This is a genomic window from Luteimonas deserti, assembly GCF_013425765.1.
GTDB lineage: Bacteria > Pseudomonadota > Gammaproteobacteria > Xanthomonadales > Xanthomonadaceae > Luteimonas > Luteimonas deserti.
This window is the reverse complement of the sequence record NZ_JACCJZ010000001.1, coordinates 73596-98024: the sequence shown is the minus strand read 5'-3', so window position 1 is coordinate 98024 and position 24429 is coordinate 73596. Positions and strand designations below refer to the sequence as shown.

The 24429-nt window shown below is 71.5% G+C and carries 26 protein-coding genes; 7 read left to right on the top strand and 19 right to left on the bottom strand.

Features of this window, described 5'->3' with window-relative positions:
- Both H0E82_RS00405 and H0E82_RS00400 read right to left on the bottom strand, forming a co-directional pair.
- A complete protein-coding gene (locus H0E82_RS00405) occupies positions 1 to 750 on the bottom strand; it encodes a DUF72 domain-containing protein (protein ID WP_180542988.1) in 750 nt (249 codons plus the stop codon).
- 12 nt (positions 751 to 762) lie between these two features.
- Complete coding sequence (locus tag H0E82_RS00400) at positions 763 to 1374, bottom strand: flavodoxin family protein (protein ID WP_180542987.1); 612 nt, start codon at positions 1372 to 1374, stop codon at positions 763 to 765.
- Positions 1375 to 1517: 143 nt separating this feature from the next.
- On the opposite strand from H0E82_RS00400, the gene H0E82_RS00395 reads away from it, so the two are divergent.
- The 3 genes from H0E82_RS00395 (at position 1518) to H0E82_RS00385 (ending at position 3803) form a co-directional block, all read left to right on the top strand.
- Positions 1518 to 2732 carry an MFS transporter gene (locus tag H0E82_RS00395; RefSeq protein ID WP_180542986.1) on the top strand — a complete coding sequence of 405 codons (1215 nt, stop codon included), beginning with the start codon at positions 1518 to 1520 and terminating at the stop codon, positions 2730 to 2732.
- Between the two features lie 80 nt (positions 2733 to 2812).
- The gene (locus H0E82_RS00390; RefSeq protein ID WP_180542985.1) at positions 2813 to 3364 is read left to right on the top strand and encodes a DUF6630 family protein; all 552 of its coding nucleotides are present in this window, start codon (positions 2813 to 2815) and stop codon (positions 3362 to 3364) included.
- Positions 3365 to 3452: 88 nt separating this feature from the next.
- On the top strand, positions 3453 to 3803 hold the full coding sequence (locus tag H0E82_RS00385) for a hypothetical protein (RefSeq protein WP_219338339.1): 351 nt from the start codon (positions 3453 to 3455) through the stop codon (positions 3801 to 3803).
- Positions 3804 to 4131: 328 nt separating this feature from the next.
- Here H0E82_RS00385 and H0E82_RS00380 read toward each other — a convergent pair whose 3' ends face one another.
- From H0E82_RS00380 to H0E82_RS00355, 6 genes are all read right to left on the bottom strand, one after another.
- Complete coding sequence (locus tag H0E82_RS00380; protein ID WP_180542983.1) at positions 4132 to 5202, bottom strand: endonuclease/exonuclease/phosphatase family protein; 1071 nt, start codon at positions 5200 to 5202, stop codon at positions 4132 to 4134.
- Between the two features lie 82 nt (positions 5203 to 5284).
- Positions 5285 to 6103, bottom strand: coding sequence for a BON domain-containing protein (locus H0E82_RS00375; protein ID WP_180542982.1), 819 nt, complete (start codon positions 6101 to 6103; stop codon positions 5285 to 5287).
- A gap of 184 nt (positions 6104 to 6287) precedes the next feature.
- Positions 6288 to 7031 carry a glycosyltransferase gene (locus tag H0E82_RS00370; protein WP_328796917.1) on the bottom strand — a complete coding sequence of 248 codons (744 nt, stop codon included), beginning with the start codon at positions 7029 to 7031 and terminating at the stop codon, positions 6288 to 6290.
- Complete coding sequence (locus tag H0E82_RS00365) at positions 7028 to 8023, bottom strand: aldo/keto reductase (RefSeq protein WP_180542981.1); 996 nt, start codon at positions 8021 to 8023, stop codon at positions 7028 to 7030. The genes H0E82_RS00370 and H0E82_RS00365 overlap by 4 nt, the downstream gene beginning before the upstream one ends.
- A gap of 28 nt (positions 8024 to 8051) precedes the next feature.
- On the bottom strand, positions 8052 to 9209 hold the full coding sequence (locus tag H0E82_RS00360; protein WP_180542980.1) for a mechanosensitive ion channel family protein: 1158 nt from the start codon (positions 9207 to 9209) through the stop codon (positions 8052 to 8054).
- A 72-nt stretch (positions 9210 to 9281) separates the two neighbouring features.
- The gene (locus H0E82_RS00355) at positions 9282 to 10112 is read right to left on the bottom strand and encodes a cytochrome c oxidase assembly protein (RefSeq protein ID WP_180542979.1); all 831 of its coding nucleotides are present in this window, start codon (positions 10110 to 10112) and stop codon (positions 9282 to 9284) included.
- 181 nt (positions 10113 to 10293) lie between these two features.
- On the opposite strand from H0E82_RS00355, the gene H0E82_RS00350 reads away from it, so the two are divergent.
- The gene (locus H0E82_RS00350) at positions 10294 to 10809 is read left to right on the top strand and encodes a HemJ family protein (RefSeq protein WP_180542978.1); all 516 of its coding nucleotides are present in this window, start codon (positions 10294 to 10296) and stop codon (positions 10807 to 10809) included.
- A 128-nt stretch (positions 10810 to 10937) separates the two neighbouring features.
- Here H0E82_RS00350 and H0E82_RS00345 read toward each other — a convergent pair whose 3' ends face one another.
- From H0E82_RS00345 to coxB, 4 genes are read right to left on the bottom strand one after another with little or no spacing between them, the layout of a single operon-like run.
- A complete protein-coding gene (locus H0E82_RS00345; RefSeq protein WP_180542977.1) occupies positions 10938 to 11477 on the bottom strand; it encodes a DUF2231 domain-containing protein in 540 nt (179 codons plus the stop codon).
- 15 nt (positions 11478 to 11492) lie between these two features.
- Positions 11493 to 11849, bottom strand: a complete 357-nt coding sequence (locus H0E82_RS00340) for a hypothetical protein (RefSeq protein ID WP_180542976.1) — start codon at positions 11847 to 11849, stop codon at positions 11493 to 11495.
- A 14-nt stretch (positions 11850 to 11863) separates the two neighbouring features.
- Positions 11864 to 14404: a cytochrome c oxidase subunit I gene (ctaD, locus tag H0E82_RS00335; RefSeq protein ID WP_328796916.1), complete on the bottom strand. Its 2541-nt coding sequence runs from the start codon at positions 14402 to 14404 to the stop codon at positions 11864 to 11866.
- A complete protein-coding gene (gene coxB / locus H0E82_RS00330; RefSeq protein ID WP_180542974.1) occupies positions 14401 to 15099 on the bottom strand; it encodes a cytochrome c oxidase subunit II in 699 nt (232 codons plus the stop codon). The genes ctaD and coxB overlap by 4 nt, the downstream gene beginning before the upstream one ends.
- 266 nt (positions 15100 to 15365) lie before the next feature.
- Between coxB and H0E82_RS00325 the strand changes: the two genes are divergently transcribed.
- The 3 genes from H0E82_RS00325 to H0E82_RS00315 all read left to right on the top strand — a co-directional run bounded on the left by H0E82_RS00325 (position 15366) and on the right by H0E82_RS00315 (position 18749).
- On the top strand, positions 15366 to 16649 hold the full coding sequence (locus tag H0E82_RS00325) for a putative DNA modification/repair radical SAM protein (protein WP_180543017.1): 1284 nt from the start codon (positions 15366 to 15368) through the stop codon (positions 16647 to 16649).
- Between the two features lie 118 nt (positions 16650 to 16767).
- On the top strand, positions 16768 to 18231 hold the full coding sequence (locus H0E82_RS00320; RefSeq protein WP_180542973.1) for a UdgX family uracil-DNA binding protein: 1464 nt from the start codon (positions 16768 to 16770) through the stop codon (positions 18229 to 18231).
- 86 nt (positions 18232 to 18317) lie between these two features.
- On the top strand, positions 18318 to 18749 hold the full coding sequence (locus H0E82_RS00315) for a PepSY domain-containing protein (protein WP_235974105.1): 432 nt from the start codon (positions 18318 to 18320) through the stop codon (positions 18747 to 18749).
- A gap of 72 nt (positions 18750 to 18821) precedes the next feature.
- On the opposite strand, the gene H0E82_RS00310 is transcribed toward H0E82_RS00315, so the two are convergent.
- The 7 genes from H0E82_RS00310 to aroE all read right to left on the bottom strand — a co-directional run bounded on the left by H0E82_RS00310 (position 18822) and on the right by aroE (position 24334).
- Positions 18822 to 19310, bottom strand: a complete 489-nt coding sequence (locus H0E82_RS00310; RefSeq protein ID WP_180542972.1) for a hypothetical protein — start codon at positions 19308 to 19310, stop codon at positions 18822 to 18824.
- 34 nt (positions 19311 to 19344) lie between these two features.
- Positions 19345 to 19725: an EF-hand domain-containing protein gene (locus H0E82_RS00305; RefSeq protein ID WP_180542971.1), complete on the bottom strand. Its 381-nt coding sequence runs from the start codon at positions 19723 to 19725 to the stop codon at positions 19345 to 19347.
- A gap of 74 nt (positions 19726 to 19799) precedes the next feature.
- On the bottom strand, positions 19800 to 20537 hold the full coding sequence (locus H0E82_RS00300; RefSeq protein WP_180542970.1) for a hypothetical protein: 738 nt from the start codon (positions 20535 to 20537) through the stop codon (positions 19800 to 19802).
- A gap of 117 nt (positions 20538 to 20654) precedes the next feature.
- On the bottom strand, positions 20655 to 22682 hold the full coding sequence (locus H0E82_RS00295) for a M3 family metallopeptidase (RefSeq protein WP_180542969.1): 2028 nt from the start codon (positions 22680 to 22682) through the stop codon (positions 20655 to 20657).
- A 181-nt stretch (positions 22683 to 22863) separates the two neighbouring features.
- A complete protein-coding gene (locus tag H0E82_RS00290; RefSeq protein ID WP_180542968.1) occupies positions 22864 to 23124 on the bottom strand; it encodes a YkgJ family cysteine cluster protein in 261 nt (86 codons plus the stop codon).
- Positions 23125 to 23128: 4 nt separating this feature from the next.
- Positions 23129 to 23470: a hypothetical protein gene (locus H0E82_RS00285; RefSeq protein WP_180542967.1), complete on the bottom strand. Its 342-nt coding sequence runs from the start codon at positions 23468 to 23470 to the stop codon at positions 23129 to 23131.
- 15 nt (positions 23471 to 23485) lie between these two features.
- Positions 23486 to 24334, bottom strand: a complete 849-nt coding sequence (gene aroE, locus H0E82_RS00280; RefSeq protein ID WP_180542966.1) for a shikimate dehydrogenase — start codon at positions 24332 to 24334, stop codon at positions 23486 to 23488.
- Positions 24335 to 24429 lie beyond the last annotated feature (95 nt).

Sequence of the window (24429 nt, the reverse complement as noted above, 5' to 3'; positions counted from 1 at the left end):
TCACCGCAGCGCCGACTGCAGCGCGGCTGCATCGGGGACGGCATGACCTGCCGCGGTGTTGTCAAAGATCACCCACTGCCGCACGCCGGGATGCGCACGCAGCTGCGCCTCGATCCGCGTGAGGCCGGTCCGGCCGTAGGCGTCGTAGTAGATGCGCGGGCTGCCGTGCCAGCGCCAGTACACAGGCTCCGGCACGCCGCCGGGTCGTGCATCATCGACGTGGCGGGGTGGGTCGGCCGCGACGCGCGCGATGCGGTGGCGACGCAGCAGCGCCTCGGCCCGCGGCGTGAGCCAGCTCGCATGCCGCGGCTCGCAGGCGATGTCCCCGTCCCAGCGCCGACGCAGTACACCGAAAAACGCACCCGCCACCCGGCCGTCGTAGGCCAGCGCCGGTGGCAGCTGGACGAGCAGGCAGCCGAGTGTGTCGCCCAGACAGGTGGCGCCCTCGAGGAACGCGTCCACCAGCGGCGCGGTGCCGTGCAGCGCGGCGTCGTGGGTGATCGTGCGCGGCAGCTTGACCGAGAACCGGAAGTCCGCCGGCACGCTCGCCCGCCAGCGCGCGTAGGTCGACGGCCGGTGCGGCCGGTAGAACGAGGAGTTGATCTCGACGCAGTCGAACCGCGTGGCATAGCGGGCCAGCGCGCTGTCGCCGTCGCCGAACAGCGCCGCGTCGCGTGTCGGGATCGACCATCCCGCGCAGCCGATCCGGAGATCGCCACCACGTGGTCCGGGGGGATCAGAGCGGGACACTGCCGGCGTCGCTCAGCGCCCGGTTGCAGGATAGGGGTGCGTCTGCAACAGGCCTGCCAGATGCACGGCATTGCTGGCGATGGTTCGGATCGACGAGGCCACCTTGTCGGGAGTGCCGTCAAGATCCTTGAAGTCGGTGCCGCCCATCGCCTCGCCCACCCAGTAGGGCGGCGAGGCGGCGGGCACGGTGAAGCCCACGTCCACCAGCCCCTGCATCAGCTGCGCATGGACATGGTGAGCGCCGTCCTCGTTGCCCACGACCGCCGGCACCGCGATCTTGCCGAAGGTGGGATAGCAGCCGGCCTCGTCGACCTCGCCCAGGACCGCATCCAGCCGCTCGAGCACGCGCTGGGCCACGCTCGAGGGATGTCCCAGCCAGATGGGCGTGGCCAGCACGAAGATCTGTGCGTCCATGATCCGCTGGCGCAGCTGCGGCCATTGGTCGCCGTCGCCCTCGTCGCGGGTGACGCCGGGCCTCACGTCGAAGTCCACCACGCGCGCGCTGCCCGTCTGCACGCCGTGTCCGGCGAGTGCCTGCAGGACCGCATCCAGCATGGCCTGGGTGGAGGAGGGCGCATCGCCCCGCTTGAGCGTGCAGTTGAGACCGAAGGCGACCAGCGACATCGGCGGACTCCTGTTGCGGAAAGTCGCCACTGTTCGCTCCAGGATGTCCACGTGCCGTCGTCTTGGGGTCGGGGCCTCTGCGCCGCGGGGGGGATGGCCTCTACGTGAGGATCGCGACGCATGCTGCGGTGCACAATACATCCATGTCCGGATCCCCGCCCCCACCACCGACCGAGGACCGCCCGCCGGCCCGGGTCGGGTGGATCCTGTTCGTGCTCGCGCTCGGCGGGTTCGCCATCGGCACCAGCGAGTTCGCGATGATGGGCCTGATGCCGAACCTCGTGCGGAGCTTCGCTGTCGCCGAGCCGCAGGTAGGCCACATGATCAGCGCCTACGCATTGGGGGTCGTGATCGGCGCGCCCGTGCTTGCAGTGCTCGGTGCGTCGTGGAGCCGGCGCGCGCTGCTGATGGCACTAATGGCGTTCTATGCGCTGGGCAATCTGGCAACGGCGCTCGCGCCGGGTTACGGCACCATGCTCGCCGCGCGCTTCGTGGCCGGCCTGCCGCACGGCGCCTACTTCGGCGTGGCGATGCTGGTCGCGGCTTCGATCAGTCCGCCGGCGCAGCGCGGCGCGGCGGTCAGTCGTGTGCTGCTGGGACTGTCGGTCGCGATCCTCGTGGGCAATCCGCTGGCGACGTGGCTGGGTCAGCTCTCGAGCTGGCGCTGGACGTTCGCCCTGGTCGCGCTGCTGGCACTGTGCACGACCGCCTGCGTCTGGCGCCTGGTCCCCGCCACGCCGGCTGCGTCCGGCCAGTCGCCGCTGCGCGAATTGCGCGCGTTCAACCGCCCGCAGGTGTGGCTGGCCCTGGCGATCGCGGCGGTCGGATTCGCCGGCATGTTCTGCGTCTTCAGTTATCTGGCGCCCACCGTGGTCGAGGTGACCGGCATGGCGGAAGCCTGGATCCCCCTGGCGTTGGCCGCCTTCGGCGTCGGTGCGATCGCCGGCAATCTCGCGGGCGGCTGGCTGTTCGACCGGCTGCAGTTCCGTGCGGTCGCATGGATCCTCGGCTGGTCGCTGCCGGTGCTGCTGCTGTTCCCGCTGGCGGCGCACTCGCCCTGGTCGCTGCTGCCCGCCGTGGGCGCACTGGGCACGATGGGCGCATTGGCGCCGGTGCTGCAGGCGCGTCTGATGGACGTCGCCGGCGAGGCACAGACCCTCGCCGCGGCGTCCAACCACGCCGCGTTCAATGCGGCCAACGCCCTCGGCCCCTGGCTCGGCGGCCTGGCGATCGGCGCCGGGTTCGGCTGGACCGCGACCGGTTACGTCGGTGCTGCCACCGCTGCCGCCGGCCTGGCGCTCTATGCCTGGGCGCGCTGCGACGCCCGGCGTCACGGCCGGGGTCCCGCGGTCGCGTGACGGCGGCGGCGCCTCTCCTGCGCCGCCATTCCGCAAGGCGCGTCCAGGCGGCACACTGGCCCGCCCGCCTGGACGCCGCCATGCACATGCCCGCCGACGAGTTCGATCCCGACGACAACTTCGCCGCCGAGCGCCTCGACGACGAGACGCCCGACGGCGATGCCGACATCGAGGCCCTGGTCTGGCAGTGGCTGCTGCTGGTCAATCCTGGCGATGCGGAGGCGGCGCAGCAGCAGTTCCTCGAATGGCAGGAGGCGCTGGGCGGTGACGACGACCCGCAGCGTGCGCTGGCGGTGCTGCTCGACGTCAGCGACTGGCGTTCGAGTTTCCGCGTGCATGAGGACGACCGGGTGACCCTGGTCGACGCGATCGGCACGCTGGCCGCGCGGTACCGGGTGGACGTGGACTGGGGCATCGAGGACCCCACCGATCCCGCCCAGCTCGCGGGGCGTGCGCCCGGTGCGTTGATCGACGCTGCCCACGACCAGCTGCGTATCGCGGACTACAGCCTGTGGACCTGGGACGACGGCGACGCCACGGTGTCCGGCGTCATCGCCGCCCGCGACGACGACGAGGGCGTGCGCGTCGTGGGTCACGCCCTCGGCCTGGACCTGCGCCCCGGCGCCGGCTGACTGCGGGGCACACACGGCGCCTTGACCCGGCGCTGCTAAGTTCGGGGCATCGGTCAGCGCATGGGAGGATGCGATGTACGCGATTCCGGTGATCCGACGCCCGTGTCCGGCGCTCGTGCTGCTCCTCCTGGCGGCATGCACGGGCGGGCAGGCCTGGGCCGGTGGCGCCTCCGCCGCAGACCGCGTCGTCGCGGCGCAGGCCCAGGACGTCGACGACGCCCCCTGGCTGCAACCGGTGGCGGGCGACTACCCGATCCGGCGCATGTCGTCGTTGAAGAGCGAATACCGCCGGATCCGCGAGCTTCGGCGCGCCCAGATCCAGCCCGAATACGAGCGCCGCGCCGCCGAGGGCGAGGATGCGGACGCATGGCGGGAGGCAACGCTGCGCGAGGTCGCCCGGCGCGACCTGCGCGATCTGCGCGCGCGCCTCGACCGCTGAGCCGCGACCGCTCGCCCGGACGCCGGCCCGGCACGCTCCGGGTTGCGAGCGGAGGCGGGCGCGCGTGATGTGCATCGTGCACGCACCGGTGTTGCGACGCATCGATGCGTGTGCGGCTCGCACGGCATGCAGAACGTCAGGCACGCACCAGTGCACTGTTGGCATCGCCGCGAAGGCGGCGTACCGGACGCTGCCGGCGGGCGTGATTCGGGCGCGCCGCGTGGCGCATCCGGCAGGACCCGGCTCTTGCGTCGAGTGCCCGTCCGGCGCGTGCGACCTGACCGGGGCCACAGACGCAGGGCTCTAGCGCGTCCGATCCTCCGCGGGATCATCCCGGGACCGGCGCCTCGTCGGCCTGCACCCCGTCGAGCGCCTCGCGGGCATCGTGCTCGGCGGTCGCATCGTCGTCGAGCCCGGCATCGGCGTCGTTTTCGCCCGGGGCGAGCGCCAGTTCCACCAGGATCGGAAAATGGTCGGAGCCCACATCGGGCAGGCGCCGCAGCGACACCAGGGTGAAATGGCGGCTGTGGAACAGGTGGTCGAGCGGCCAGCGCAGGCCCGGCAGGCGGGCGTGGAAGGTGTTGTACATGCCACGCCCGATCCGCGGGTCGAGCAGGCCGCTGATCTTGCGGAACAGTCGTGTCGTGCGCGACCAGGCCACGTCGTTGAGGTCGCCGGCCACGATCACCGGAATCGGCGAGCGCTTCGCCGCGCGGCCCACGACCACCAGCTCGGCATCGCGCTCCTGCGAGCTCTCGGCCTCGGTCGGACTGGGCGGGCGCGGATGCAAGGCATGCAGGGCCAGGCGCCGGCCGTCGATGTCGAGCGTGGCGTGCATCGACGGGATGTCGTCCTCGACCAGATAACGCACTTCGGCCTCGTGCAGCGGCAGGCGCGAATAGAGGTGCATGCCGTAGAGGTTGTCGAGCGGGCACCGGATCGCGTGCGGCAGGACATCGAGCAACGTGTCCAGACGCGTCTCCCACCAGGCATCGGTTTCCACCGCGATCAGCACGTCCGGCCGGTGTTCGCGCACCAGCGCGAGCAGACGGTCGGCATCGCGGTTGGGCATCAGCACGTTGCTGGCCATCAACCGGATCCGTGAGCCGGCATCGGCGGGTGCATCCTCCACCTCGCGTGGCATCAGGCGCGTATAGGGCAGGATCCACCAGGCCTGCCACAGCACGCAGGCAGCGTTGGCCGCGACGATCGCGACCGTCCACGGTCCGTCCATGGGACTGAACGCCAGTTGCGCCATCAGCAGGCCGGCGGACCCCACGGCCAGCTGCAGCCGCGGGAAATCGAAGCCCCGGATCCACCAGCGTCCACTGCGTATCACCGGCAACAGGGTCGCCACGACGAGCACGGCGGTGGCGATCGCGAAGGCGGGGGTCGACATGGGGGCGCCGAAGCGGGAAAGCCGGCACTATTCCCGAGCGGGCGCTGCGACCACGTGAATGCGGGTGCGTCCGCCGTCGGCGTCAGGCGCCGCCGATGTCCTGCCGCGCCGGATCGGCGATCACCGGCCCCGAGGCTGCTCGCGGGCTGCCGGACGATGCCGCATCCGGCCCGCCGGGCGTCCTGTCCGCTGTCGCGCCCGTCCCGGATGACGGGGTGCCGGCGCCGCGTTCCGTGCCGCGTGCCTCCGTCGCCGCATCCGTGCGCGATCCCGGCGCGTCTCCCATGCCGCGCACGCGCAGGCGGTTGTCGATGTCGCGCACGCCGGCGCAGCGTTCGGCGAGGTCTTCCACCCGGTGCTTCACCCAGCGCTGGTCGACCAGGCCCTCGAGGAGCACGACGCCGTCGCGCACCTGCACCGAGATCTCGCGCGGATCGATCGCATCGTCGTGCAGCAACTGCTCGCAGAGATCCTCGGTGATGCGCGCGTCGGCGCGGGTGTAGCCCTTGGGGCCGACGCCGCGCCAGCCGCCCGCGGAGCCGGGCCGCCGCGGCTGGATGCGGCCGACCCGGCCTTCGCGGTCGTAGGCGCCGAAGTGGTTGAAATCGGGCTCGCCGCCGAGATGGTCGACAGCGTTGTAGCCATCGCCGTCGTCGAACCCCCAGTCGCGGCGCAGATCGCCGTCGCGGTTGCGCCCGCGGCCCTCGCCCTGGGCGGCGCCGGTATGCGCATCGCGACGTGGCGCGGTGGACGCCCCGTGAGCGGCGTCGACCACCGCGTCGCGTCGCTCGGCCAGCCAGCGCCGGCCGAGGTCGATGTAGCGGGCACCCGTGGCGAGCAGTTCCTCGCCGAAGGCCTTCATCTCGGAGGTGCCGGTGGGGTCGTCGCGACGGTTACGCATGGGAGGCTCCTGATGTCGTGGGTGCGCGCCGCGCACCGGATGTGGCCCGCGCGACGGCGCAGGCGAACGGCCACGCTGCGCGCGGCAGCGTTGTGCCTGCGTCAACGCGGTATGTCGCCGGGATGGCGTTGCGGCCGTCGCCCCCCGACTGCCCGCCGCGACGCAGCGGCGGCATGCACTGGCCTCATCGCGGCGGGCGACCGTCACGACCGCCGTACCACAGGTCCAGCGCATCGCGGTCGCGCAACATGCCGGTGCCGCGGCGCGCGAAACGCAACAGCAGGCCGAGCTGTCGCCATGCCGATGCGTGCGCGAGCTTGCGTCCGGAGGTGCGTACGGTTTCGCGCAGGATCACGAACCGTCCCTGCCGGGCCAGCGCACGGCTCATCGCGATGTCCTCGCCCGCATACCACGCCGGGTCGAAACCGCCGACGGCGTCGAAGGCGGCGCGCGAGCAGAAGAGGAAACAGCCCGGCGCGACGCCGGTGTAACGGAAGCCGATACCCGCCGCCCACACGCCGAGTCGCACGTGCGAGGGGTGTGGACCGTCCAGCCGCACCGTGCAACCGCCGCCGACCGCGCCTGCCGCCAGCGCGTCCAGCGCCGCGCGCAGCAGGCGCGCGTCCACCTGCGTATCGGCGTCGAGGAACAGGAGCCAGGGCGCCGTGGTCGCGGCGGCGCCGGCGTTGCGGGTCGCGCCGATCTGCCGGTGCGCGACATGCAGCACACGTGCCCCGGCGGCCTGTGCGATCGCGGCAGTGGCATCGGTGGAGGCGTCGTCGGCTACCAGCAGTTCGCAGTCGAGCGCCAGCGCGTCCACGGCGGCGTGCCATGCGGCGAGGGTGGCCGGCAGATAGTCCGCCTCGTTCCACGCGGGAATCACACAGGCGATGCGCGGCGTGGGGGCGCCGGCGGAAGCCGTGCTCACCGGTTCAGTGCCGCCATGCCGCCCGCGGGATAGCGCGTGCCTGCAGCCGCATCGGGCGGGAAGATCGCATCGATGCGTGCGAGGTCGTCGTCGGTGAGATGGATCGCCAGCGCGGCGATGTTTTCGTCAAGGAAGCCGAGCCGTCGGGTGCCGGGAATCGGCACCACGTCCTCGCCCCGGGCGAGCACCCAGGCCAGGGCCAGCTGGGCCGGGGTGACGCCGTAATCCTGGGCGATCGCCTGGACCTGTTCCACGAGCGCCAAGTTGCGGTCGAAGTTCTCGCCCTGGAAGCGCGGCGCCTGGCGGCGCACGTCGTCGGCATCGAAATCGTCCGGCGTGCGGATCGTGCCGGTCAGGAAGCCGCGGCCCAGCGGCGAATACGCCACGAAGCCCATGCCCAGTTCGCGGCAGGCGGCCAGCGTGCCGGTGGTTTCGGGGTCGCGCGACCACAGCGAGTACTCGCTCTGCAGCGCGGTGATCGGATGCACCGCGCAGGCCCGGCGCAGGGTGTCGGCTGAGGCCTCGGAGAGGCCGAGGTGGCGCACCTTTCCCTGCTCGACCAGGCGCGCCATCGCGCCCACGGTGTCCTCGATCGGCACGGCCGGGTCCACCCGGTGCTGGTAGTACAGGTCGATGGTCTCCACACCCAGGCGGGCCAGGCTGGCCTCGCAGGCGGCGGTCACGTACTCCGGACGTCCGTCGATGCGGCGGGTCCGCGGATCGGCGGGATCGAGGCGGATGCCGAACTTGGTGGCGAGGAAGACATCGTCCCGGCGCCCGGCGATCGCGCGCCCGACGAGTGTCTCGTTGGTGTGCGGGCCGTACATGTCGGCGGTGTCGAGCAGGGTGATGCCCTGGTCAAGCGCGTGGTGGACCACCGCGATCGCGTCGGCCTCGCTGCCGCGCGCGCCGTAGAACGCGCTCATGCCCATGCAGCCCAGGCCGATCGCCGAGACGCTGGGGCCACCGAGGCCGAGGGTGCGGGTCTTCATCTCATCACTCCATGGAACGCAGGGGACCTCACTGTGCGGGCGGACCGGGCAAGCCGGCGTGGACGTCCGCCTCGCTCACGGTCTCGGCGCCGGGCGAATGCGTGTCCTCGTGACGCGGCGGACGCGCGCGCCACCCCGGCGCCTGCCGGTCCTCGCTGACCTCGTTGCGCACGCGCGGCAGGGCCTCGGGGTGGTGGGTGTGCAGGAAGGCCAGCATGCCTTCGCGCGCCGCACAGCGCAGGTCGAAGAGATCGCCGGAATTGCGTGCGCTCACCAGCAGGCGCACTTCGATGGTATGGCGGTCGGTCTCGGTGACCTGGGTCACGCAGACCCGCCGGTCCCAGCGCGGATCGGCCTCGCACAGACGCTGCAGTTCCGAGCGGATCGCCGCGATCGGCGCGCGGTGGTCCAGCCACAGGAACGCCGTGCCGAGCAGCTGCGCGCTGTTGCGCGTCCAGTTCTGGAAGGGGTTGGAAATGAACCACTGCAACGGCACCACCATCCGCCGCTCGTCCCAGATGCGCACCACCACGTAGGTCGAGGTGATCTCCTCGATACGCCCCCATTCGCCTTCGACGATGACCACGTCGTCGAGCCGGATCGGCTGGGCCAGCGCGATCTGCAGCCCGGCGATCAGATTGCCGAACACCGGTTGCGCGGCCACGCCGGCCACCAGGCCGATGATGCCGGCCGAGGCCAGCAGCGCAGTGCCCACCTGGCGCACCTGGGGAAAGGTCATCAGTGCCAGCGCCACGCCGACCAGCACCACCGCGCCCTGCAGCACGCGACTGATCACCCGGGTCTGGGTCTGCACGCGGCGGGCCGCGAGATTGTCCTCCACGTCGACCGGATGCTCGCGCAGGATGCGGGCTTCGACCGCGCCCACCATCCGCGTCACCAGCCAGGTCATGCACAGCATCCCGCCGATGCCGAGCCAGTGGCGCAGCAGGCGCACGAGGTCCGGGTCCAGCGGCGTGGCATTGATGGCGATCGCCAGGAACAGCAGGGGCAGCGCGATCGCCGCCGGCGCGGCCACCACCTGGGCGATACGCGCGCGCAGGTGCTCGCGGGCATGGCGTCGCGCCGTCCGCGCGATCACCCGCATGATCCAGTGCACCAGCACGCCGAGCAGCAGGGCGATCGCCACCGGCCAGAAGGCCGCCAGCGTGTTCCAGTCGCGGGTCATGCGCGGCTCCGGTCGAAGAGGGGGGCCCCAAGGCTGCACGGGGCCCGGTCCACGCGATGTGGAACCGCGCGGTCAGCGCGTGGCGCGTGGCGGCACCGTGGTGGCCTTCCGGCGCAGCAGCGCGATCACCAGCACCAGTCCGGCCGCCAGATAGGGCGTGGCGGCCGGCACCCACATCAACAGGCCGGCGAGCTGCTGGTCGAACAGCGGGTCGAGGCCGAGCAGCAGGGCGCGATCGCTGTAGGCGGGATAGAGCACGCGCGGCGAGAACGTGAGCAGCGCGCCCAGGAATCCCATCGCCATCATCACCGTCACCAGGGCCACCAGCCCGCCGCCGGCGCCTGCGTCTCGTGCGCGCAGCCGGTGCCAGAGCGCCGTCCAGAACCACAGTCCGGCGAGCAGCACACTGGCCACCATCACGCGGTGCACCGGAACGCTCACCAGCGAGGCGGAGGTCGCGGCCGGCAGGTGCCACACGAGCATCGCCGCGATGTGCGCGGCAGTGGCCGGTGCCAGGGCCAGCAGGACAGGGCGCGATCGCCCGGCGATCGACAGGCGCCGCAGACGCGCGCCGCGTGGCAGGGCGCGCCGCATCGTCGCTCCGGGCCGTCCCGCCACCAGCAGCGCCGGCGCCACCGCGAGCAGGAGCAGGTGCTGGGCCACGTGCGCGCCGAGCGAGTACGCGCCGAAGGCTTCCAGCGGCCAGACCAGGGCCAGCGCGATCGCAACCGCGCCGCCGGCGAACGCCACCGCGTCACGCCGGCGCGCACATGCCTGCCTGCGCCAGCCGCCGGCGTATGCCAGCAGCGCCAGCGCCAGAGGTGCCAGCGACCACGTGGCGGGCGTCCAGGCCGTGGCCGGCGTCGGGGGCGGTCCCTCCGGGAGGGCCGCCCAGGCGGGCACCGCGGCGAGACTCAGAAGTAGGAGGAGCAGCGTGCCGGTGACGGCGGAGCGGGCTGCCCGCACGCCGTGCACCCGCGCTGGCGGAACAGCCGGGCGCCCGGGCGCGGACGCATGTCCATGGCCACGCCGGCTTGATGCCGGCGCGCGTACGCTGCCGCTTCGTCCGGACGCAGGTGGCGCGGTGTATTTCTGGCTCAAGATTTTCCACATCCTCGCGATGACGATCTGGTTCGCCGGCCTGTTCTTCCTGCCGCGGCTGTTCGTCGCGCGCCACGGCAAGGAGATCGACGCGGATCCGACGTACTGGAGCCCGGTCACCAACATGCTGTTCTTCCGCATCATGACCCCGGCCGCGCTGGTGACGATCACGCTCGGCGGCATCCTGATCGCCTGGAACCCGGCCGGCGCCTGGCTCGTGCTCAAGCTGGTCGTCGTCGCCGGGGCGGTGTTGCTGCATCTCTACTTCGGCCTGCTGCTCTACGAGCTGGGGCACGACCGCGACCATCACGGCCCCACGTTCTACCGCGTCATCGGCTGGGTCCCGCTGGTGATGCTGCTGCTGATCGCCGGACTCACCGGTGCCAAGCCGTCGACCCTGGGCGACCTGCCGCCGCCGCCGAGCGGCCCGGTCGACGCCGAGGAACTGGTCCCGGGACTCGAGGATGGCGTTCCACCGCTCGAACTGCCCGAGTCGTAAGCGCGCCCGACGCCGGTACGCCGGCGGGTCCCAGCGTGGGCCGGCATCTCATCGCCAGCCGGACACCGGCAGTCCCTCGCACGGCCCCGCTGCGACGCCCGGACGCGGTGGACCTCGACGGCCCGCGTCTATTCCGCAGGCGGCTTGCGGTCCGGGTCGGGGCCGTCGGCCGCATCCGCTTCCTCGTCGCCGTAGACGCCGATCCCATGGCGGAAACTCAGCGTGCCGCCCAGCCAGCCGGCCACGCCGACCAGCAGTGCCATCACCGACGAGGACAGCAGCCCCCACGGCCACACCGCCGACACGGGGTCGGGCAGGCGGAGCCAGACCCCCAGCGCGGCCATCGCCAGCACCATCACCGCGACGATGAAATGGTTCCACGCCGACACGTGCCGGCGGACCACGCGGATCGACATCATGTCGAACGTGCCGACGACACCCGCCAGCACGCCGAACCCCAGGCCACCGACATTGAGCCACAGCGCGAGCTCGGCCCAGAACTCCGCGCGCAGCCACAGGTAGAGGCCGTCGGCCACCACCACCATCGACAGGAACGCGATCGGAAACGTCACCAGCATCGGATGGATCGGATGCTTGGCGATCGCCAGCACGCTTTCCACGGTGTGGCTCTTGGTGTCGGGGACGGGTTGCTTGAGATCGTTGCGCATGGGGTCTTCGGCGCCTCAGGCGCAGGTCTGGAGCAGGGCCAGCGGCGCCGCGGTGAAGGTGACGCCGAGCGCCGAGATGGCCGCGCCGAGCAGGCTCAGCACGACCATGAAGCGTCGCCTCGACTGTTCGGCCCGTCCGCTGTCGTCCCGGCCGAGGAGTGCGCGGTGGATCCGCCACGCACGCAGGGCTTCCCAGCCGATCGCGGCGAGGATGGCCAGGGTCACCGCGGCGAGCACCCAGGTCATGAGCTCGAGGCCGCCGATCCGCGAGCGCCACAGCTGCTGCGCGCAGGCCAGACCCTGCAGGCTGTAGAGCGCGACGAAGTGCAGCGCCCACAGCGCGAACGGTGCCGACATGCGGGTGAGGGTCATGCGTGGCGGGCTGTTCACAGCCACCTCGGGAACAGATGGATGACGGCCCAGGTCACGACGCCGATGCCAACGGTGTAACGCCAGAAGCCTGCCGCGATCCGCGACTCGAGCGCGCGCGCGCGCTCGACGAAGCCGTGATGGATGCGCAGCGCGGTGAAACCGCCGATCAGCATCGCGACCACGACGTGGACCGCGTGAAAGCCGGCCAGGGTCCACACCACCGAGCCGTAGGCATGCACCTGCGGCGCGCCGACCGCGGCCCACAGCGCCGGCAGATGCACCGCGAGGAATACCGCGCCGCCGAGGATCGCCGCCACCTGCCAGAGCATCGCCGCACGTGTGTGCCCGGCCGCGAGCGACGCCGACCCGCGCCAGGCGGCGAGCAGCGGCAGCGCGAGCAACGCGAGCGCGACCAGTGCCGGCGTCCAGGCCATCACCGTCGCGCCGCCTGCCGGCCACGCCGGAGCGTTGAGCCACAGGTAGAAGTAGGCGAACACCAGGGATGCGAACAGCGAGCCGTCGATCAGCAGCGTGCCGACCAGCGCCCACCAGCCCGGCGCGTTGCGCGCATAGGCCTGGGTGGGCAGGCGCAGGCCGGGCGCGACCTCGATCTCGGCCGGCGCATACCGGTCGCCGGTGGTCCAGGCCCAGCGCAGGAACAGGCCGATCAGCGGTACCAGCATCAGGATCGACAGCCAGTACTGGGAGCTGATGAACCCCGCCAGCAGCACCGCGATGGTGAACGCGGCGAGGATCGGCAACCAGGTCGAGCCGGAAATGCGGATCACCTGTTCCGCGCGCGCCGACTGGATGCCGGTGCCGATCAATTCGCGCCGATCGTCATGCGCATCGCCGAGCAGGCCGTCGGTGCGCCGGGTGGCCTCGACCACCTCCGGCGTGTCCCACAGCGGATACCGGCTTTCGATCTGCGGCACCGAGGCGAAGTTGTAGGTCGGCACCGGCGTCGGCACCGCCCATTCCAGGGTGCCCGCCTGCCACGGATTCTCGACGCCGCGGCGGCCGAGCACGAAGCACAACGCCACGTCGATCAGGATCGCGATCACGCCCACCGCCATGACGAAGCCTGCGGCGGTCGACAGGAGGTTGAGCCAGTGCACGCCGAGTTCCATCGCGTACGTGTCCACGCGCCGCGGCATGCCGACCATGCCGGTCACGTGCATCGGCAGGAACGCTAGGTTGAAGCCGATGAACACAAGCCAGAAGCCGCTGCGGCTCAGCGATTCGCTGGGCATGCGGCCGCTCGCCAGCGGCAGCCAGTAGTAGAGGCCGGCGAACAGCGGGAACATCAGTCCGCCGATCAGCACGTAGTGCAGGTGGGCGACGACGAAATGGGTGTCGTGGACCTGCCAGTTGAACGGCACGAAGGCCAGCATCACGCCGGTCAGGCCGCCACAGACGAACACCACGAAGAAGCCGATGATGTAGAGCATCGGCACGCGCAGCCACGGCTTGCCGGCCCACAGCGTGGCCAGCCACGCGAAGATCTGGATGCCGGTCGGGATCGCCACCATCATGCTGGCCGCGCTGAAGAAGGCGAGCGCGAGCAGCGGAATGCCGACCGCGAACATGTGGTGCACCCACAGGCCGAAGCTCAGGAAGCCCGTCGCCACCAGCGCCAGCACGATCCAGGTGTAGCCCACGATCGGCCGCCGCGCGAAGGTCTGCACGACCATCGACACCACGCCCGCCGCGGGCAGGAAGATGATGTAGACCTCGGGATGGCCGAACAGCCAGAACAGGTGTTGCCACAGCAGCGGATCGCCGCCGCGCGCCACTTCGAAGAATGCGAAATCGAACGCGCGCTGGATCTCCAGCAGGATGCTGGCCAGGATCAGCGGCGGAAAGCCGAACGCGATCATGAAGGCGGTGACCAGCATCGCCCAGACGAACAGCGGCATCCGCCGCAGGTCCATGCCCGGCGCGCGCAGGATCAGCACCGCGGTGATCATCTCCACCGAGGCGACGACCGCGGCGATCTCGGCGAAGGTCACGCCGATCAACCAGAAGTCCGCGCCCTTGCCCGGCGAATAGGTCGAGTCGCTCAGCGGCGTGTACATGAACCAGCCGGTGTCGGGCACGCTGCCGAAGATGAAGCTCGAATACAGGAACAGCCCGCCGAACAGGTAGCACCAGTAGCCGAACGCCGACAGCCGGGGGAACGGCAGGTCGCGTGCGCCGATCATCTTCGGCACCAGGTACATGCCGAAACCGCCCATGATCGGCACCGCGAACAGGAACATCATCGTCGTGCCGTGCATGGTCACGAACTGCGCGTAGCGCTGCGGGTCGAGCACTTCGAGCCCCGGCCACGCGAGCTGCAGGCGCATGAACATCGACAGCAGACCGCCGACCAGCAGGAAGGCGAAGCCGGTGACGATGAAGCGCATCGCGACCGTCGAATGGTTGACCGCGGTGAGCTGGCCGACGAGGCCCGGCGCATTCGCCCACACGCGCTCGAGCCGGGCGAGGCGCTCGGCGTGGCGCAGGTGGTCGCCGGGGGTGGGAATGGTGTGGTCTGGCGTCAGGCGGCTCACAGCACATCCTCCGAGGCGCCGTGGCGCGGCGGTGCGCGCCCGGCGGGCGCATCGGCCGACGGCGGCTCGTCCGCGGGGCGGGGCGCACGCGACTCCAGCCATCCGGCCAGATCCGCCGGCTCGACCACGCGCACTGGGAACACCATGCGGGCGTGGTCGAGCCCGCAGAACTCGGCGCACTGGCCGCGCATCGGTGTGTCGCGGTCAGCGCGCAGGCGCAAGGTATTGACGCGCCCGGGAATCGCATCGATCTTGCCGCCGAGCCGCGGCACCCAGAAACTGTGGATCACATCCTCGCTGGTGATGCGGAACTCGACCATCCGGCCCCGCGGCATCACCAGCTCGTCGATGCTCTCGCCGATCACCCGGTCGTCGGCGTCGCGATAGCGGAAGTGCCATTGCCACTGGCGCGCGGTCACCTCGACGACCGCGTCCGCGGTTTCGCCCACGCCGGTCACGCGCGCGCTGCTCAGCGTGCCGTAGACCAGCAGCGCCGCGACCACCACCACCGGCAGGACCACGCCGCCCCAGACGATCATGCGTTCCGGTCGATGCGGCGTCTCGGCGGCCGTGCGACGTCGCAGCGCCCGCCACAGCAACAGCAGCACGCCCAGCCAGACCACGGTGAACACTCCGGTCATCAGCCACGTGCCACGCGCGATCTCGGCCGCGGCCGGACCCGCCGGCGCGAGCATGGATTGCGGTCCGCCACAGCCGCTGGCGAGGGCGGCCGTGATGGCCGCGGCTACGGCGCAGGCGCGTCCGGTGTGTCGTGTCGAAATGATGTCGATCGTGCCGCCCCAGCTGTCGCGCCCACGGCCCGTCGGGCGACGGGCCAGCAGGCACGCTACCGGCCGTGACGGCCAGGGAATGTGAATGCGTCGCGACGAACCGGCATCCGTGCACGGTGGCCATTCGGGCAATCTCACGGTCTGAGACCTCGATGGGGCATTGTGCGCGCGTGAACCTCACCGACAAGCTCGCGATCCTCGCCGACGCCGCCAAATATGACGCCTCGTGCGCGTCGAGCGGCGCGAACAAGCGCGACTCGTCGAAGACCGGCGGCATCGGCAGCACCGAGGGCATGGGCATCTGCCATTCGTACACGCCGGACGGGCGTTGTGTTTCGTTGCTGAAAATCCTCCTGACCAACTTCTGCGTGTTCGACTGCGCGTATTGCGTCAACCGCGTGTCGAGCAACGTGCGCCGGGCACGGTTCACGCCGCAGGAAGTCGTCGATCTGACCCTGGATTTCTACAAGCGCAACTACATCGAGGGCCTGTTCCTCTCCAGCGGCATCATCCGCAACGGCGACTACACGATGGAGCAGCTGGTCGAGGTCGCGCGCAGCCTGCGCGAGGATCATCGCTTCGCCGGTTACATCCATCTTAAGACGATCCCCGATGCCGCCCCCGAGCTGCTGGCCGCGGCCGGGCGTTATGCCGATCGTCTGAGCATCAACATCGAGCTGCCGACCGAGGCCGGCATGTCGGCGCTCGCTCCGGAGAAGACCCACGCCGGCATCCACGGCGCCATGGGCGAGCTCAAGTGGCGCATCGACGAGGACAAGGACGCGCGGCGGGTGAAGCGTCAGGCCGTCGGCGTGCGCCGGGCCAAGGCGCCACGGTTCGCCCCCGCCGGGCAGAGCACGCAGATGATCGTCGGCGCCGACGGCGCCAGCGACCGTCGCATCCTCGAGTCCAGCAACCGCATGTACGGCACCTACCGGATGCGCCGCGTCTACTACTCGGCCTTCAGCCCGATTCCCGACGCCTCGAAGTCGCTGCCGTTGCAGGCGCCGCCGCTGCTGCGCGAGCACCGCCTGTACCAGGCCGACTGGCTGCTGCGCTTCTACGGGTTCGACGTCGACGAGATCGCGCCCGAGCCCGTGTCGGGCGTCGGCGATGCGCAGGACGCGGGCGCCGGCATGCTCGATCTCGAGGTGGATCCCAAGCTCGCCTGGGCACTGCGCAATCCGACGCGGTTTCCGGTGGACATCAACCGCGCGCCGCGGGAACTGCTGCTGCGCGTGCCCGGACTCGGCGCGCGCAACGTCGAGCGCATCATCGCGGCAAGACCGCACGGCGCGCTGCGACTCGACGACCTGGCGCGGCTGCGCGTGCCGCTGAAGAAGATCATGCCGTTCGTCATCGCCCCGGGCCATCATCCGCGCCAGCGGCTGGACGACACGGCGCGGCTGCGCGCGGAACTCGCACCGCAACCGCGGCAGGCGAGCCTGTTCTGATGCAGGCGAAATCGGGGTGGACCCGGGCGCCCACCGGTCCGTGCGGCCTGGCCCGTGACGCGGGTTCCGCCCGACGGGCCGCACATCACGGTGCCCGCGTGCGTCCCGGGGCGCCGGTATGACGCGCGGGTCCGGGGCGGGCCACGCATCGCATGTGATCGCGCGCATCGAGCCGCCCTGGGACACCGCCACGTGGCGCGCTGCGGCGCGCGCCGCCCTGCGCGCGCAGGTGCCGCCCGAACGCATCGACTGGAGTGGCGGTGCGCAGGGATCTCTGCTCGGCGGCACCGATCTCGCACTGCTGCCGGCGATCCGTGACACGCCGCGCGTGCCGTCCGAGTTCCTGGCCGTCGCCGACGCGGCGCTGTGCCATCGCGCCCCGGACCGCCATGGCCTGCTCTACCGAATGCTCTGGCGCATGGCGGGCGACGAGCCCTCACTACTGCAGCGTGCCGCGGATCCCGACGTGCACCGCGCCCGCACGCTGGCCCAGGCGGTGCGCCGCGACAGCCACAAGATGAAGGCCTTCGTGCGTTTCCGCGCGGTGCCCGGTGCGGACGAGGAATACGTCGCCTGGTTCGAACCCGAGCACTGGATCGTGGACCGGGTCGCACCGTTCTTCGCGCGCCGCTTCGCGGGCATGCGCTGGGCCATCGTCACCCCGTACCGCAGTGCGCTGTGGGACGGGCAGGCACTGGCCTTCGCCGGCGGCGGCACGCGCGCCGATGCGCCGGCCGAGGATGCGCATGAGGATTTGTGGCGCACCTACTACGCCAACATCTTCAATCCGGCCCGCCTCAACACCACGATGATGCGTTCGGAGATGCCGCAGAAGTACTGGAAGCATCTGCCCGAGGCGGCCCTGTTGCCCGGCCTGGTGCGCGAGGCCGGCGTGCGCGTGCGCGAGATGGCCGAGCGCGAACACCAGGCGCCCAGGCGCCGTATCCCCGCCGCACCCGCGGCCGAGCCGGTGCAGGCCGATACGCTCGCCGCGCTGCGCGTCGCCGCCCGCGACTGCCGTCGCTGCCCGCTGTGGCAGCCGGCCACGCAGGCGGTGTTCGGCGAGGGGCCGGACGATGCGCGCACGTTGATCGTCGGCGAGCAGCCGGGCGACGAGGAGGACCTGTCCGGCCGGCCGTTCGTGGGGCCGGCAGGCCGCCTGTTCGCGCGCGCGCTCGAGGAGCTCGGAATCGACCGCAGCACGCTGTACCTGACCAATGCCGTCAAGCACTTCCGCTTCGAGCCACGGGGCAAGCGGCGCCTGCACCGGCGGCCCGATGTCGCCCACATCAATGCCTGCAACGGGTGGCTGCGGGCCGAGATCGCGCAGGTCCGACCCGAACGCATCGTCTGTCTCGGCGCCAGTGCCGCCCGCGCGGTATTCGGTCCGGGCGTGCGGCTGAGCGAGGAGCGCGGCATCTGGCGCACCCGGGAGGATGGCGTGCGCGCCTTCGCCACCGTGCATCCCTCGTGGGTCCTGCGCCAAGGCGATGCCGATGCGCAGGCCGTCGCGTATCGCGGTTTCGTCGACGATCTGCGCCGTCTGGCCGAGGACGCGGGCACGGTGCCGTCACATCGGTGAATCTGCCGATGCGCACGCGCAGCGGGTTCACCGCTGCTTCGCGGCCTGCTGCCGAGACTCCGCGCACCCAATTCGAGGAAATGCCCATGAACCAGACCCTGACCGTGCGCGCGCTGGTCCTCGCCGTGAGCCTGGCGGCCGGTGCGGCCCTGGCCCAGGACGCGATGACCAGCGCCCAGGTGCGGAGCGCCCTCACCGACGGCGGCTACACCGAAGTGCGTGACATCGAGTTCAAGGACGGCCTGTGGAAGGCGGACGTCAAGGACGCGACCGGCAACAAGATCGACGTGCGCTTCGATCCCGCCACCGGCCGCATCTATCCGGAGAATGCCGGCGCGACCAGTCTCGGCGAGGCCGACATCCGCGCCCGTCTGACGGCCGAGGGCTTCACCCGCATCGACGACGTCAAGTTCGACGACGGTCTGTGGGAGGCGGAGGCCGACGACGCGCAGGGCCAGCGCATGGACCTCAAGCTCGATCCGCAGGACGGCCGCATCATCAGCCAGTCGCGCGACTGATCCGCGCGCGGCATCCCGCGAGACACGCCCGGCGATGCCGGGCGTTTTTCATGGCGCCACCCGGGGCGCCCGTCAGCGATCGAGCCGTTCTGGCGCCGGCACGTCGTGCGGCATGCGGTCGCGGACGCAGGTCGCCGCGGTGCGCGGCTCGGCCGCGTGCGCGTCGACGCAGGCGGCGGCGATGACCGCCCAGCGCGAGACCGCGTCGTCGCGGCCTGCAAGCGCGCCCGTCTCGCGTATCCAGCGCGCAGTCGCGGCCAGCTCGTCGCGGGTGTCCGCTTCGGTCACCGCATCGAGCGCGCCGGACGCGATGATGAACCGGTAGGCGAACTCCGCGGTGACGCGCTCGGTCACCCGGTCGGATGCACCGCGGCCATCGCCGGCATCGAGCAGCGTCTGCAGCCGGAGCGCGTCGCGCGCCTTCAGGTCGCCGGCCGAGCCGATCGTGGTGCGCAGCATCACGGTGGTGACCAGGGCGCCGATGAAGATACCGCCGAGCAGCACGAAGACCGCACCGATCAGCAACGGTCCGCGCGGGCGGCGCGGCGGCAGGCCGGTCATCGGCTTCTGCCCCAGTGGCGTTTCCCGACCATGCTCAGCGCAACCAGCCGGCGAGTTCCTCGCGGCTCAAGCGGCTATCGCGGTTGACGTCGATGGCCCTGAATTCGGCATCCAGCGCAGGATGGGCCCGCGCCTCGGCCCGGCTCACATAGCCGTCGCCGTCGGCATCCAGTGCGGCGAAATCCACGCGGTAACGACCGTCGCTCACCGTGCGCGGCTCGTAGGAGCGGATGATCACCTGGCGTCCGTCGTGCTCGTAGGTGGCGACACCCGTCTGCCGGCCCGACTGCGAGGACAGCGCGGGCGGTTCGTCCTGGCCGGCCAGCGCACTCGTGCTGACCTGCGCAGCCGCGGTCGCGGCACAGGCGCCGGCGCACAGGAGTGAGGACAGGATCAGGCGACGGAACAGGCGCATGGCGGCTACGGTTCGGCGAGGGTGGGGCCGGTACGATGCCGCCTGTCCGCCGCACCGGACGTGAACGCGGAGCGTCAGCGGTGACGCATGCGCAGCCGGAGCGCCACGGTCTGCAGGACCAGGGCTGCGGCGATCGCCAGCGCCACCCAGGCCGACGTCGTCGCCCCGGCCAGCGGCCAGCCGGTCTGCTTGATCCACACCGCGAACAGACCCCACACCGCCACCGCCACATAGGCGACGTTCCCGCGCATGCGCCAGTTGAGTGCGAGCAGCACGGCGGCGCCCGCGGCCCAGAGCGCCAGGCTCCAGCCGAGCATCCGCGACGTCGACAGCAGCTCGTAGGCGACGATCGTCTGCGCCAGGTTGAGGAAAGCGGCCAGCGACAGCCAGCCCGCATGCAGCGACAGCGCCAGCCACGCCAGCAGGCGGCCCCGGCCGGGCGCTGCCGACAGGATCACCGCAGCCCAGGCGAGCGCCGCGAGTGCGCCGAAGATCACCACCACGCAGAGCCCGAACAGCTGCGCCGAGAACAGCGGCATCCACACCGTGCTGAGCGCGAAGCCGAGCGCGGCAGCCGGCGCCACGCGGCCGAGGACGGGATCGGCCCGCCGGCGACCCGTGGCCTGCCAGGCCGCATACGCCACGTCGAGCAGGAAGATCAGACCCCACACCGAGAACGCATAACCCGCCGCCACCAGCAGGGTGGGGTGGCGGTTGGAGATCGTGCCCTGGTCGGGACCGAACGCGCCGGTCTGCGACAACCAGCCCACCAGCGGCATGGCGATCGCGCACATCAGAACGAGCAGGCGCATGGGACATCTCCGGCGGGCTGGCGCGGATGCTGGCATCGCGCCCGTGAGGACACCGTCGCACGGCATCGCGGTGGCCGGCCCGGGGCAGGAGCGCGGCCCGGGCCGTGCGTCGGTGCCTCAGGCGGTTATTCCGGCATGCCGCAACAGCGCGGCGATATCCGGGTCGCGGCCGCGGAACGCGCGGAAATTCTCGATCGCATCGCGGCTGCCGCCGCGGGCGAGGATCTCGTCGCGGAAGCGCGCGCCGGTTGCGGCCGTACCGTCCGGGCCCGCCTCTTCGAATGCGGCATAGGCATCCGCGCTGAGCACTTCGGCCCACTTGTAGCTGTAGTACCCGGCCGCGTAGCCCCCGGCGAAGATGTGCGAGAACTGGTACGGGAACCGGTGCCACGCCGGTGTGCGGTTCACCGCGACCTCGTCGCGCACCTGCTCGAGCAGCGCCAGCACGTCGTCGCGGGCAGCGTCGAAACCGGCGTGCAGCTGTATGTCGAACAATGCGAACTCGATCTGGCGCAGTGTCTGCAGGCCGCTGTGGAAGTTGCGCGCGGCGAGCATGCGGTCGAACAGCGCGCGCGGCAGCGGCTCACCGGTGTCCACGTGCGCGGTCATCGCCTGCACGCGGTCCCATTCCCAACAGAAGTTCTCCATGAACTGGCTGGGCAGCTCGACGGCGTCCCATTCGACACCGTTGATGCCGGCCAGCGGCAGTTCGCCCACCTGCGTCAGCAGCTGGTGCAGGCCGTGACCCATCTCGTGGAACAGGGTCGTGACCTCGTCATGGCTGAAGGTCGCCGGGCGCCCGTCCTGGCCTCGGCCGAAGTTGCAGACCAGGTAGACCACCGGCGTCTGTACCGCCTCGGCCCGCGTGCGACGGTTGCGGCAGTCGTCCATCCACGCGCCACCGCGCTTGCCGGGCCGGGCGTAGAGGTCGAGATAGAACTGGCCCACCAGCGCACCGTCACCGTCAAGCAGCCGGTAGAAGCGCGCGTCCGCGTGCCACAGCGGCGCGGTATCGGCTTCGACGCGCAGGCCGTAGAGATCGCCGATCACGGCGAACAGTCCGGCCAGCACACGATCCTCGGTGAAATAGGGCTTGACCTCCTGCGCGGAGTAGTCGAAGCGCGCCTTGCGCAGGCGATCGGCGGCGAATGCGACGTCCCAGGGCTGCAACGCGTCCAGGCCCAGGGTGTCGCGCGCGAACGCCTCCAGTTCGGCGCGGTCGCGTTCGGCCTGGGGACGTGCCCGGGCGGCGAGATCGCGCAGGAAGCCGCGCACCTCGTTCGCCGAGGTCGCCATCTTGGTGGCGAGCGAGAGTTCGGCGTAGCTCCCGTAACCGAGCAGCGCAGCCTGCTCGGCGCGCAGCGCCAGGATGCGCGCGACCAGGGGGCCGTTGTCGAGTTCCGGTGGTCCGGCATCGGAGGCGCGCAGGCCGTAGGCGCGGTACAGCGCCTCGCGCAGCGCGCGATCCTCGGCGTAGGTCTGCACCGGCAGATAGCACGGCATCTGCAGGGTGAGGGTCCAGCCGCTCCGCCCCCGCGTCTCCGCGGCGGCGCGGGCATCGGCGATCACGTCCCGGGGCAGGCCGGCCAGGCGCTCGAGTTCGTCGACGTGCAGCGAGAACGCGTCGGTGGCATCGAGCACGTGTTCGGAGAACGTCGCGCCCAGCGCGGCCAGCTCCTGGCGGACGGCGGCGAACCGCGCCTTGTCCGCGTCATCGAGCGCGGCGCCGCCCAGGCGGAAGTCGCGCAATGCCTGGTCGACGACCCGTCGGCGCACCGGCGACAGTCCGAGCGCGTCGGCGCCGTCGGCGAGCCGCTGGTACTGGGCGTACAGGGCGGGATCCTGGCCGAGCGCGCTGAAGAACGCGGTCACCCGAGGCAGCGCGGCGTTGTAGGCCGCGCGCAGTTCGGGCGTGTTGACCAACGCATTGAGGTGCGTGACCTGATTCCAGGCGCGGGCAAGCCGTTCGGTCGCATCCTCGAGCGGTTCGATCACGCGCTCCCAGCCCACGGGCTGGGTCCCGCCCGCGACCGCGACGGCGGCTTCCGCCTCCGCGATCAGCGCGTCGATCGCAGGCTGGACATGCGCAGGGGTGATCGCATCGAAGCGCGGCAGGCCGGCCTGGTCGAGAAGAGGATTGGTCATCGGACGTCGCTAGCCGGAACGGGAGGCGCCGATTCTAGGCGGGCACGCGTCAACGTCCGGCGCCGCCGCGTCGCCTCCGCGCCGCGGGCATCGATCGCCTGCACGGGCGTCGGGGGTGCGGGCGTCGGGTGGAACGGGCAGCGGAGCGCGCGGGTCGGCAAGCACGCGCCGGCCCGCGCCGTCAGGCGGTGGGCGCGGTCAGCGCTTCCAGGCGGTCCAGTGTGCGCATCGCGGCGGCACGCGACACGCCGCACATGTCCGCCGACGGGCGCAGCGAGCCGCACACGGCCGGACGTTCCGGCCGTCCGAACAGCCGGCAGCGCAGGTCCGCATCGAGCTGCACGCAGGGCACGCCCGCGGGCTTGCCGTGTGGCATGCCGGGGATCGGCGAGCTGATCGACGGCGCGATGCAGCAGGCGGCGCAGGCGACGCGGCACTCCATCGGGTCAGCGCGGAGTCGCGCCGCGGGCCAGGGCCAGCCCGAGCAGCACGAAGCCGGCACCGGTGAGGATCGCGAAGCCGGCACTGGCTGCCGGATAGATCCAGCGCAGCAGCTGGAGATCGATCGCCTGGCGCATGGCCAGCATCTGCATGGCCACGAAGAACAGGCTCGAGGCCAGAGTGGTCAGTGTCAGGAGACCGAAGCCGAGCAGGGCGATCCGGCCCGCCGCACCCAGCCTGGCGCGGTGCCGGGCTGCGAGCGCCAGGCCGATGCCGAGCCCGACCAGGGTGGGCAGCAGCCCCGGGAGCTGGCGCAGCAGCAGGGTGAGCAGATCGGCGTCGGGCATGGCAACGCTCCCCGGTCAGTCGGCAGTGACGAGGACGGCTGCACGCGCCTGGAGCGTCGCGAACACGGCATCGGTTTCCGGGCGCACGCCATGCCACAGCGCGAAGCTCTCTGCCGCCTGTTCGACCAGCATGCCAAGACCGTCCACGGTCTGGCGCACGCCCTGCGCACGCGCCCAGGCCAGGAACGGCACCGCCGCTTCGCCGTAACTCAGGTCCACCGCCACCGTGCGCATGCCGACCAGCGACCTCGGAAGGTCCGGCACCGCCCCGGCAAGGCCTGCGGACGTGGCATTGACGATCAGGTCGAACTCGCCCGACTCGCCGAGCTGGTGCAGATACCGCGGATGCACCCGGCCCGGCTCGCCGAGCGCGTCGGCCAGTGCGTCGGTGCGTGCGGGCGTGCGATTGACCACGGTGAGGCTGTCGATGCCCGCATCGAGCAACGCGGGCGCGACACCGCGCGCCGCGCCACCGGCACCGATCAGTAGCGTGCGACGCCCGCGCAGGTCGAGTCCGTGGCGCCCGGTGAGATCGCGCACCAGGCCTTCGCCGTCGGTGTTCTCGCCATGCCAGCCGTCGCCGCTGCGCACCAGCGTGTTGACCGCGCCGGCCCGCTGCGCGCGCTCGCTGCAGGTGGCGGCCAGTGCGTACGCGGCCTCCTTCAGGGGCAGGGTCACGTTGGCACCCGCGCCGCCGGTGTCGGCGAAGAACGCCAGCGCATCGGTGAAGCCCTCGGGGGTCGCGTCGATGGCCGTGTAGTCCACGGTGCGTCCCGCCTGCCGGGCGAACGCCGCATGGATGTCCGGCGACAGCGAATGGGCGACGGGATGACCGAACACGGCGTAGCGGACGGGACGGGGCATGGCGGCTCCAGACGGCGCGTGCGGTGCGCCCTGGCCGCAGTCTAGCGGCGGCGGCGACGGATGAATGCGGGCGCGCCAAAAAACCGGCGGCGCGG

Bases quoted from the DNA above. Each gene is read 5' to 3' on its own strand.
- H0E82_RS00400 (WP_180542987.1), bottom strand. From the start codon at position 1,374: ATGTCGCTGGTCGCCTTCGGTCTCAACTGCACGCTCAAGCGGGGCGAT.
- H0E82_RS00395 (WP_180542986.1), top strand. From the start codon at position 1,518: ATGTCCGGATCCCCGCCCCCACCACCGACCGAGGACCGCCCGCCGGCC.
- H0E82_RS00390 (WP_180542985.1), top strand. From the start codon at position 2,813: ATGCACATGCCCGCCGACGAGTTCGATCCCGACGACAACTTCGCCGCC.
- H0E82_RS00380 (WP_180542983.1), bottom strand. From the start codon at position 5,202: ATGTCGACCCCCGCCTTCGCGATCGCCACCGCCGTGCTCGTCGTGGCG.
- H0E82_RS00375 (WP_180542982.1), bottom strand. From the start codon at position 6,103: ATGCGTAACCGTCGCGACGACCCCACCGGCACCTCCGAGATGAAGGCC.
- H0E82_RS00365 (WP_180542981.1), bottom strand. From the start codon at position 8,023: ATGAAGACCCGCACCCTCGGCCTCGGTGGCCCCAGCGTCTCGGCGATC.
- H0E82_RS00360 (WP_180542980.1), bottom strand. From the start codon at position 9,209: ATGACCCGCGACTGGAACACGCTGGCGGCCTTCTGGCCGGTGGCGATC.
- H0E82_RS00345 (WP_180542977.1), bottom strand. From the start codon at position 11,477: ATGCGCAACGATCTCAAGCAACCCGTCCCCGACACCAAGAGCCACACC.
- H0E82_RS00340 (WP_180542976.1), bottom strand. From the start codon at position 11,849: ATGACCCTCACCCGCATGTCGGCACCGTTCGCGCTGTGGGCGCTGCAC.
- coxB (WP_180542974.1), bottom strand. From the start codon at position 15,099: ATGCTCGCGCCGGCGGGTCCGGCCGCGGCCGAGATCGCGCGTGGCACG.
- H0E82_RS00320 (WP_180542973.1), top strand. From the start codon at position 16,768: ATGACGCGCGGGTCCGGGGCGGGCCACGCATCGCATGTGATCGCGCGC.
- H0E82_RS00315 (WP_235974105.1), top strand. From the start codon at position 18,318: ATGAACCAGACCCTGACCGTGCGCGCGCTGGTCCTCGCCGTGAGCCTG.
- H0E82_RS00310 (WP_180542972.1), bottom strand. From the start codon at position 19,310: ATGACCGGCCTGCCGCCGCGCCGCCCGCGCGGACCGTTGCTGATCGGT.
- H0E82_RS00305 (WP_180542971.1), bottom strand. From the start codon at position 19,725: ATGCGCCTGTTCCGTCGCCTGATCCTGTCCTCACTCCTGTGCGCCGGC.
- H0E82_RS00300 (WP_180542970.1), bottom strand. From the start codon at position 20,537: ATGCGCCTGCTCGTTCTGATGTGCGCGATCGCCATGCCGCTGGTGGGC.
- H0E82_RS00295 (WP_180542969.1), bottom strand. From the start codon at position 22,682: ATGACCAATCCTCTTCTCGACCAGGCCGGCCTGCCGCGCTTCGATGCG.
- H0E82_RS00290 (WP_180542968.1), bottom strand. From the start codon at position 23,124: ATGGAGTGCCGCGTCGCCTGCGCCGCCTGCTGCATCGCGCCGTCGATC.
- H0E82_RS00285 (WP_180542967.1), bottom strand. From the start codon at position 23,470: ATGCCCGACGCCGATCTGCTCACCCTGCTGCTGCGCCAGCTCCCGGGG.
- aroE (WP_180542966.1), bottom strand. From the start codon at position 24,334: ATGCCCCGTCCCGTCCGCTACGCCGTGTTCGGTCATCCCGTCGCCCAT.